This window comes from Streptomyces sp. MBT53 (genome assembly GCF_016654115.1).
Taxonomy (GTDB): Bacteria; Actinomycetota; Actinomycetes; order Streptomycetales; family Streptomycetaceae; genus Streptomyces.
This window is the reverse complement of record NZ_JAEQAZ010000453.1, coordinates 1-1728: the sequence shown is the minus strand read 5'-3', so window position 1 is coordinate 1728 and position 1728 is coordinate 1. Positions and strand designations below refer to the sequence as shown.

Annotated in this window: 2 protein-coding genes; both read right to left on the bottom strand. The window is 71.2% G+C overall.

All coding sequences use genetic code 11. The features are described from left to right. Positions 1-165 precede the first annotated feature (165 nt). Complete coding sequence (locus JHN45_RS52115; protein ID WP_236585077.1) at positions 166-819, bottom strand: 2-hydroxyacid dehydrogenase; 654 nt, start codon at positions 817-819, stop codon at positions 166-168. A gap of 31 nt (positions 820-850) precedes the next feature. Further along, complete coding sequence (locus tag JHN45_RS52110; protein WP_201056525.1) at positions 851-1546, bottom strand: alpha/beta fold hydrolase; 696 nt, start codon at positions 1544-1546, stop codon at positions 851-853. Positions 1547-1728: the final 182 nt, after the last annotated feature.

Genomic DNA, 1728 nt, shown 5'->3' with positions numbered 1-1728 from the left:
ACCGACGGGCTGTTGCGCAGCGCGGCGGACTCCGGGCTGTGCCTGGACTCGCACGCGGACGCCGGTGTCGTCGTCCTCGGCACCTGCGTGGACGCCAAGGCGAAGCGCGGCAACGATGTCCGCTACGACCTCACCGTGCAGGGCGAGTTGCTGCCCCGCTGGGACTCAGGGCTCGCGCTCACCACGACCACCAAGGACCCCGGCGCCGACATCGTCCTCAAGGTCCGCGACGGCTCCACCGCGCAACGGTGGCTGACCGACTCGGTGTCGGCCAGCCCCGGTTCGCTGTCGGTCGCCGGCACGGGAACCCCGTCCCCGCCGCACCCCGCGCTCGATCAACGCACCCCGCGCGGTGTTGACGATGAACGCGGTCGGCTTGAGCAGCGCGAGCCGCTCGGCGTTCAGGAGGTGCCGGGTCTCGTCGGTGAGCGGCGTGTGCAGGGTGACATAGTCGGAGAGCCGCAGCAGCTCGTCGAGCGGGACATGACGGGCGCCGCCGAGCCGCGCCGTCGTCTCCTCGGGCACGGGGCGTCGGCCTGCGTAGACGACGGTCATGTCGAACGCGGCTGCCCGGCGGGCGACTTGCTGTCCGATGGCGCCCAGTCCCATGATGCCGAGGGTCTTGCCGGACAGCTCGGTCAGCGAACTCTGCAGCCGGGGCAGCGCCCAGTCGCCGTCGACGAGCGCGGTGTCCTCGTCGACCGCCTCCACGACGGTGACGTGCACTTCGTCGGGCAGCAGGGTCGCCAGTCCGGCTCCCGCCGTACGACCGCCGATGTGGGGCGGGACGACGGCCAGGACGTTCTTCGTGGAGGTCATGCGGAATCCTCGTCGTGGGGGTGGGTGTGCCTCAGGAGCGGGTGGCCGACTCGCCCAGGATGCGGGCCAGTTCGCGGGGCCGGGAGAACATCGGCCAGTGGCCCGTCTCCATGCGGACCAGCTCCCAGTGTCCGCTCGCGACCAGCTTGTCCGCCGGAGTCGGCAACTCGTCCCCGTCGAGCAGGCACTTGACGTAGGTGGCCGGGAGGTCGGCCAACGGGCGGGCGAGGACGGCCGGTTCGGTGAGGGTGGCACCGGGGTGCGGGGTCCCGTCGGTGACGATGCGGGCGATCTGCTCGTCCGTGAGGTCCTGGCCCGCGTAGTCGGCCGGGTCCAGGGGTGGCCAGTCGCCCCCGTTCTCGTCGAGCGACTTCCTGATGTGGTCGCTCGGGAAGCTGTCCAGGAACGACTGCCTGTCCACCGGTACGTTCGAGTCGACGAACACCACCCGGGCCAGTCGGTCGCCGATCCGCTCCGCCGCCTGACCGACAGGGACGCCGGAGTAGCTGTGCCCGACCAGCACCACGTCCCGGAGATCGAGGCGCTCGACCTCGTCGACGATGTCCTGGACATGGGTCTGCTGCCCGGCCGGCACGCCCTGCTTCTCCGCCAGCCCGGACAGGGTCAGCGCATGCACTTCGTGCCCTGCCTCGCGCAGCTCGGGCACCACCTCGTCCCACGCCCACGCACCGAGCCACGCGCCTGCCACCACAACGAATCGAGTCATGGTCCAAACGTAACGGCCGGGTCTGACAACGCCCCTCCGGGACGGATCAGACCGCCCGTGCCACCGCCCGCACCGGCGCGCCGTCCGCCCCTGGCAGCCGTAGCGGAAACAGGAACAACTCCAGGTCCGGGAGGTCCACCACCTGCTCGAGCCCCGTGAGGTTCTCGGCGATCACCCCGCCC

Excerpts from the sequence above, each read along its gene's own strand:
- JHN45_RS52115 (WP_236585077.1), bottom strand. The coding sequence starts at position 819 with ATGACCTCCACGAAGAACGTCCTGGCCGTCGTCCCGCCCCACATCGGC.
- JHN45_RS52110 (WP_201056525.1), bottom strand. The coding sequence starts at position 1,546 with ATGACTCGATTCGTTGTGGTGGCAGGCGCGTGGCTCGGTGCGTGGGCG.